The organism is Kitasatospora phosalacinea, from assembly GCF_000717185.1.
Taxonomy (GTDB): Bacteria; Actinomycetota; Actinomycetes; order Streptomycetales; family Streptomycetaceae; genus Kitasatospora; species Kitasatospora phosalacinea_A.
On record NZ_JNYE01000058.1, the window covers coordinates 41,478 to 48,209 of the forward strand.

Annotated in this window: 6 protein-coding genes; 4 read left to right on the top strand and 2 right to left on the bottom strand. The window is 74.4% G+C overall.

Annotation, left to right across the window (positions count from 1 at the left end):
• Positions 1-116: 116 nt before the first annotated feature.
• The gene (locus OO57_RS23635; RefSeq protein ID WP_033254617.1) at positions 117-899 is read right to left on the bottom strand and encodes an MHYT domain-containing protein; all 783 of its coding nucleotides are present in this window, start codon (positions 897-899) and stop codon (positions 117-119) included.
• 266 nt (positions 900-1,165) lie between these two features.
• On the opposite strand from OO57_RS23635, the gene OO57_RS23640 reads away from it, so the two are divergent.
• Positions 1,166-1,888 carry an LppU/SCO3897 family protein gene (locus tag OO57_RS23640; RefSeq protein WP_051778150.1) on the top strand — a complete coding sequence of 241 codons (723 nt, stop codon included), beginning with the start codon at positions 1,166-1,168 and terminating at the stop codon, positions 1,886-1,888.
• Between the two features lie 92 nt (positions 1,889-1,980).
• On the opposite strand, the gene OO57_RS23645 is transcribed toward OO57_RS23640, so the two are convergent.
• Positions 1,981-3,339, bottom strand: a complete 1,359-nt coding sequence (locus OO57_RS23645) for a cytochrome P450 (RefSeq protein ID WP_033254618.1) — start codon at positions 3,337-3,339, stop codon at positions 1,981-1,983.
• Positions 3,340-3,609: 270 nt separating this feature from the next.
• Between OO57_RS23645 and modA the strand changes: the two genes are divergently transcribed.
• Genes modA through OO57_RS23660 form a run of 3 tightly spaced genes read left to right on the top strand, consistent with a single transcriptional unit; the run spans position 3,610 to position 6,346 of the window.
• Positions 3,610-4,404 carry a molybdate ABC transporter substrate-binding protein gene (gene modA / locus OO57_RS23650; RefSeq protein ID WP_033254619.1) on the top strand — a complete coding sequence of 265 codons (795 nt, stop codon included), beginning with the start codon at positions 3,610-3,612 and terminating at the stop codon, positions 4,402-4,404.
• Positions 4,401-5,249 carry an ABC transporter permease gene (locus OO57_RS23655; RefSeq protein ID WP_051778151.1) on the top strand — a complete coding sequence of 283 codons (849 nt, stop codon included), beginning with the start codon at positions 4,401-4,403 and terminating at the stop codon, positions 5,247-5,249. The genes modA and OO57_RS23655 overlap by 4 nt, the downstream gene beginning before the upstream one ends.
• Positions 5,246-6,346, top strand: coding sequence for an ABC transporter ATP-binding protein (locus tag OO57_RS23660; RefSeq protein ID WP_033254620.1), 1,101 nt, complete (start codon positions 5,246-5,248; stop codon positions 6,344-6,346). The genes OO57_RS23655 and OO57_RS23660 overlap by 4 nt, the downstream gene beginning before the upstream one ends.
• Positions 6,347-6,732 lie beyond the last annotated feature (386 nt).

Here is a 6,732-nt window from a genome sequence, read left to right on the forward strand (position 1 = left end):
TCGTCGGGGCGGCGGCGGGCGTGCGGGAGGGCCCGGACGGGGACGGCTGGCGTACGGGGGCGGCGGCGCGGGCGGGGACGGCTGGCGTACGGGGAGGCGGCGCGGGCGGGACGGCCTCAGGCGGCGCGGCCGAGGTCCTCGACGGTGAGTTCGCCCGCCTCGCGGTAGGCGGCGCGTTCCTGCGCGGTCGGGGAGAGCGCGACGAACGCGGAGGTGAGGAAGAGGAAGGAGCCGAGCCCGACGGCGAGCGGGAAGACGAACTGCATCGGGGTGGCGCCGCCGAGGCCGGTGCGGGCGGGTTCCATGTGGACGTGGACGGCGGCCATGCCGGTGTAGTGCATGCAGCTGACGGCGATGCCCATGACCAGCGCGGCCGCGGCCGCCGCGTACACGTTGCGGATCGTGACGGCGGCCCAGAGCGCGGCGGTGGCGGCGCCGACCGCGATCAGCACGGACAGCGCCACCGTGCCGACCTGGTAGCGCAGTTCGCCGTGGATGCGGACGGCGGACATCCCGAGGTAGTGCATCGCGGCGACGCCGACGCCGGTGGTCAGCCCGCCCAGCAGCAGGCTGCGGCCGCGGTGCCGCCCGTAGCCGACCACGAAGACGCCGAGGCCGACGACGGCGATCGCGACCAGCAGGCTGAGGACGGTCAGCGGGACGTCGTAGCGCAGGTCGCTGCCGTCGACGGTGAAGCCGAACATCGCGACGAAGTGCATCGTCCAGATCCCGGAGCCGATCGCGGCGGCCGCGGTGAGCAGCCAGTTGCGCCGGGAGGCGCCGGTGGCGGACAGCGCCCGCAGCGTGCAGCGCAGGCCGAGGGCCGCGCCGACGCAGGCCATCGCGTAGGAGAGCGCCGGTGTGAGCCAACCGAAGCTGAAGTGGTCCATCGATCCCATCGGGGTGCCTCCTGCGAGGGGCGTCCGCCGCTCGCCCAAGCTCTTGTGTTCCAGGGACCGTGGACGCTACCCAGGGTTGATGAATGGTCACCAGAAGATGTGAAAAGCACCTCGCACTGTGGGGGTTGTGTGCTCGAATGGTCCGACGACGTGTGCCCGTCCCGGCACTTCCGCGGGGACCCGCTCCGAAAAAGCACTGCGCGCTGTCGGTCGGACTCGATAACCTCCGCCTGCTTCCCGGCCGAACCACTCCCCTGAGGAACAGCGTGTCCATACCCGTCCCGCCCCAGCAGACCGACCCCGCCGCGGCCTTCGCGCCGCACCCGGGGGCCGAGTCCCCGTACCCGGCGGGCGCCCCGTACCTGGCGGACCCGACCCGGCCGCACTGCCGCTTCTGCGGGTCGGTGCCCGCCGTGGACGTCACGGTCCGCGGCCACCAGGGCTTCCTGGTGATGATGAGGTTCCTGCGCCTGCCCGGCCCGTTCTGCCGGGACTGCGGGACGGCGACCGTCCGGCGGATGACGGCCAACAGCCTGTGGCAGGGCTGGTGGGGCCTGGCCTCCGCGCTGATCAACCCGTTCACCATGCTGATGAACCTGGTGGCCTGGTCCAAGCTGCGCAAGCTCGCGCCGCCCGCCCCGGGCGCCCCCGGCACGCCGCTGCCCGTGGGCCGCCCGCTGTACCTGCGCCCGGCGATCCTCGGCCTGCTGGTCCCCGTGGTGGCCGTGGGCGCGATCGTCTACAGCGTCAAGCAGGACCCGGACTTCGCGTCGGCGGGCGACTGCGTCCACAAGAGCGGGAGCGACTTCTCGCCGGACCTGAAGGTCGTCGACTGCGGCGGCTCCGACGCCCAGTACAAGGTGCTGGGCCGGGTGGACTCCTCCGCGAAGGACGCCTGCGCGGCGTTCCCCACCGCCGAGGCCACGTACTGGGTGGAGAAGGGCAGCAGCTCGTACAGCCTCTGCCTGGTTCGGATCGACGACAACTGAACCGACGGCAACTGCGCCGACGGCAACTGCACGCGAACGGCCCGCCGGTGGCGGGCCGTTCGGCGTTCCCGGCGGCGCGGCGCGGGGCGGGCCTAGCCGCGCGGGGTGAGGCGGACCCGGACCGGGCCGCCGAGCTCCAGGGTGATGCCCTGGCTCAGCGGGACGTCGGTGTCGACCGCGGTAACCTCGAACGCACGGAGCAGGACGGCCAGCGCGAGCACCGACTCCAGCATCGAGAAGTGCTGGCCGATGCAGGCCCGCGGGCCGCCGCCGAACGGGAACCAGGCGTAGCGGTGGCGGGCGGCCTCGCGCTCGGGGGTGAAGCGGTCGGGGTCGAAGCGCTCGGGGTCCTCCCAGTGGTCGGGGTGGCGGTGGGTGACGTAGGGGGCGACCAGGACGTCCGCGCCCGCCGGGACCGGCACGCCGCCGATCACGGTGTCCGCGACGGCGCGCCGGCCGACCGCGGGCGCGGCCGGGTAGAGCCGCATGGCTTCCTTCAGCACCCTTGTCAGGTACGGGAGTTCGGCGTAGTCGGCGGCGGTGGGGCGGCGGCCGTCGGCGAGCAGGTCGGCGACCTCGCGGTGGGCGAGGGCCTGCTGCTCGGGGTGCTTGCCGAGCAGGTGGAGGGCGAAGGTCAGCGAGGTGGCGGTGGTCTCGTGGCCGGCCAGCAGGAAGATCAGCACCTGTTCGCGCAGTTCGGTGGCGTCGAGCTGCTCGCCGTCCTCGCCGCGGGCGTCGGCGAGCAGGCCGAGCAGGTCGTCGGAGCCGGTCTCCCCCTGGGCGGCGCGGCGGGCGATGATGGCGTCGCAGACCTCGTACAGGGTGCGTTCGGCGGCGAGCGCCTTGCGGTGGCCGGGCAGCGGCCACTGGCGGGGCAGGCGCAGCGGGGAGAAGGCGCGGTCGCGGACGAAGTTGTTGAGGACCGGGAAGGCGTGGTGGACGGTCTCGACGGCCTCCTCGACGTCCTGGCCGAACAGGATCCGGGAGACGGTGCGCAGCGCGAAGCGGCTCATCTCCCCGGCGAGGTCGACGGTGGCGTCGGGGGCGGCGGCCCAGCGGGCGGCGAGCGCCTCGCTCTCGGCGCCGATCGCGTCGGCGTACCGGTCGACCCGCTTGCGGGTGAACAGCGGCTGGACGAGGCGGCGCTGGCGCAGGTAGTCGGCGTCCTGGGAGGTGAGCAGGCCGTTGCCGAAGCTCTCCCGGATCTCGCCGTAGAAGACGTTGTCCTTGCGGAAGCCGGCGGCGTCGGTGGCGAGCACCTGCTGGACGGCCTCGGGCGAGAAGACCATCCAGATCTCGGCGCGCAGGCCGGGCGGCCCGGCCTGGATGCGGACCACGTCGCCGTGGTCGCGGTGGGCGGCGAGGTAGGTGGCGAGCGCGTCGCGCTTGAGGTCGAGCAGCGAGCCGATCAGCGGCAGGCCGGGCGGGCCGGGCACGCGGGTGGCGGTCAAGGGGTCCCCTCCGTTGGCGGGCGAACCTCCGTGTGGGAGAGGTTCGCTGAAACCGCGTCAGTATCCCCCGGCGGGCGGTGGAGTGCGAGGGTGCTGGCCGTCCCGCCCGCGACGCCCTTGAGGCATTGCACATGCAACCCTTAAGTTCGTCTTAAGGTCGCTTGTGCGATGAGACAGCAGTCTTGAGCCCCGCAGCTGCGGCACTATGATCACCTGATCACACCCTCACGTCCTCGCCCGCCACGCCCACACGACCAGGGGAAACCATCCATGCGCAGCGTCAGACGACTCCTCGCCGCCTCCGCCGTCCTCGCCCTCGCGGCCGGCCTGACCGCGTGCACCGGCTCCGGCGGCGGGGGCGCCTCGATCAACCCGGCCCCGGCCCGGCCCGAGGTCAAGGGCACCGTGACGGTGTTCGCCGCGGCCTCGCTGAAGGAGTCCTTCACCGAGCTGGGCAAGCGCTTCGAGGCCGCCTACCCGGGCACCACGGTGACCTTCAACTTCGGCGGCTCCTCCACGCTCGCCCGGAGCATCGTCTCCGGCGCCCCGGCCGACGTGTTCGCCGCGGCCAGCCCGGCCACCATGAAGACCGTCACCGACGCCGAGCTGAGCGGCGGCGACCCGACGGTGTTCGTCCGCAACACCCTGGAGATCGCCGTCGCCAAGGGCAACCCGAAGCACATCGCCGGCCTGAAGGACCTCAAGGGCGTCAAGACCGCGCTGTGCGCCAAGGAGGTGCCGTGCGGCACCGCCGCCGTCACCGCGCTCGGGGCGGCCGGGGTGGAGCTCACCCCCGCCACCTACGAGCAGGACGTCAAGGGCGCCCTGACCAAGGTCGAACTGGGCGAGGTCGACGCGTCGCTGGTGTACCGGACCGATGTGAAGGCCGACTCCGGCAAGATCGAGGGCGTGAACTTCCCCGAGGCCGCGCAGGCCGTCAACGACTACCAGGTCGTCTCCCTCGGCAAGGCGTCCAACGCCAACGGCGCGGCCGCGTTCCTCGGCTACCTCGGCTCCGCGGACGCCCGCCGGGTGTTCACCGACGCCGGCTTCCAGGCGCCGTGACGGGCCCGGACGCCCCCCGCACCACCACCGCACCACACCCCCGGGGCCGGCGGCGGCCCCGGGGGGCCGGGCGGGTCCCGGCCGCGCTGCTGCTGCCCGCGCTGCTCGGCCTCGCCTTCCTGGTCCTGCCGCTGCTGGGGCTGCTGGTCCGCGCCCCGTGGAGCTCGCTGCCCGAACTGCTGACTGAGCCCGAGGTGTGGCAGGCGCTCAAGCTCTCCCTCCTCTCGGCGACCCTGGCCACCGGCGTCGCACTCGTCCTGGGCGTGCCGCTGGCCTGGCTGCTGGCCCGCACCGAGTTCCCCGGACGGCGCCTGGTGCGCGCCCTGGTCACCCTGCCGCTGGTGCTGCCCCCGGTGGTCGGCGGCGTGGCGCTGCTGCTGGTGCTCGGCCGCAACGGCGTCCTGGGCCGCTGGCTGGACGCCTGGACCGGCATCACCCTCCCCTTCACCACCACCGGCGTGGTGATCGCCGAGGCCTTCGTCGCGATGCCCTTCCTGGTGATCAGCGTGGAGGGCGCGCTGCGCGCCGCCGACCCGCGCTACGAGGAGGCCGCCGCCACCCTGGGCGCCTCCCGGCTGACCGCGTTCCGCCGGGTCACCCTGCCGCTGGTCGCCCCCGGCATCGGGGCGGGCGCGGTGCTGGCCTGGGCCCGGGCGCTGGGCGAGTTCGGCGCGACCATCACCTTCGCCGGGAACTTCCCCGGCCGCACCCAGACCATGCCGCTGGCCGTCTACCTCGCCATGGAGTCCGACCCGGAGGCGGCGATCGCGCTCAGCCTCGTCCTGCTCACCGTCTCCGTCGCGGTCCTCGCCGGACTGCGCGACCGCTGGATGTCGACCCCGTGAAACCTCCCGAAGCCGCCCCGACCGCCGCTCCGTCGGCCGCCCGCCCCGCCCTGGACGCCGAACTCCGGATCACCCGCGGCACGTTCACCCTGGACGTCCCGCTGGCCGCCGAGCCCGGCGAGGTGCTCGCCCTGCTCGGCCCGAACGGCGCGGGCAAGTCCACCGCGCTGCGCGCCCTGGCCGGGCTGCTGCCGCTCACCGACGGGCACCTGCACCTGGACGGCGCACCGCTGGACTCCCCCGCCGACGGCCTGTTCCGGCCCGCCGAGCAGCGGCCGATCGGCGTGGTCTTCCAGGACTACCTGCTCTTCCCGCACCTGTCCGCGCTCGACAACGTCGCCTTCGGCCTGCGCACCCGCGGCCTGCGCCGGTCCGCCGCCCGGGCCGGGGCCCTGCCCTGGCTGGAGCGGATGGGCCTGGCCGAGCACGCCGGACGCCGCCCCGCGAAGCTCTCCGGCGGCCAGGCCCAGCGCGTCGCCCTGGCCCGCGCCCTGGCCGTCCGCCCCCGCCTGCTGCTGCTGGACGAGCCGCTGGCCGCGCTGGACGCCCGCACCCGGCTCGACGTCCGGGCCGAACTGCGGCGCCACCTCGCCGAGTTCGAGGCCGTCGCGGTGCTCGTCACGCACGACCCGCTGGACGCCATGGTGCTCGCCGACCGCCTCGTCGTCATCGAGGGCGGCCGGGTCGTCCAGAGCGGCCGCCCCGCCGAGGTCGCCCGGCACCCGCGCACCGACTACATCGCCCGGCTGGTCGGCCTCAACCTCTACCAGGGCACCGCCGACGGCCGCCGCGTCACCCTCCCCGAGGGCCAGGTCCTCGCCACCGACGAGGACCTCACCGGCCCCGCCTTCGTCGCCTTCCCGCCCGACGCGGTCACCCTGCACCGCCACCGCCCCGAGACCAGCGCCCGCAACCTCTTCCCCTGCACCGTCGCCGGACTCGACCTGCACGGCGACCGCTTCCGCGTCGACCTCACCGGCCCCCTCCCCCTCGCCGCCGACCTCACCCCCACCGCCGCCGCCGACCTCGACCTCACCCCCGGCACCCGCGTCTGGGCCGCCGTCAAGGCCACCCAGACCCACGCCTACCCGGCCTGAGCCCCGCCCCCGCGGCCGCCCACCGAGGCGAACCTCCCGGCCCTCCCGACCAACCCGATCGCCCCGCCCACCCCGACCACCCCGGCCGCCCGGCCGTCGCGTCCTCCCGTACAGTGGCGGGCATGCATCGCGGCGTCCTGCCGCCTCCCGCTCGCTGAGCGGGCGGCCGGCCACTTCCCGAGCCCGCCCGGGCCGTCCGTCTCCGGACGCCGCCCCGGGCCGGTCGGTGCTGCCCGCTTCCGTGGCCCACCGACCATGACGGCCCTCCGGGAGTCCATCCGTGTTCTGGCTCTGTCCCGTAATCGGTGGTAACGAAGGGTGACGGGCGTCGTTGGCATGGTGTGCGTGATGTCAACGAGCTTGTGAGTGTGGTGTTTTCCGGGCTG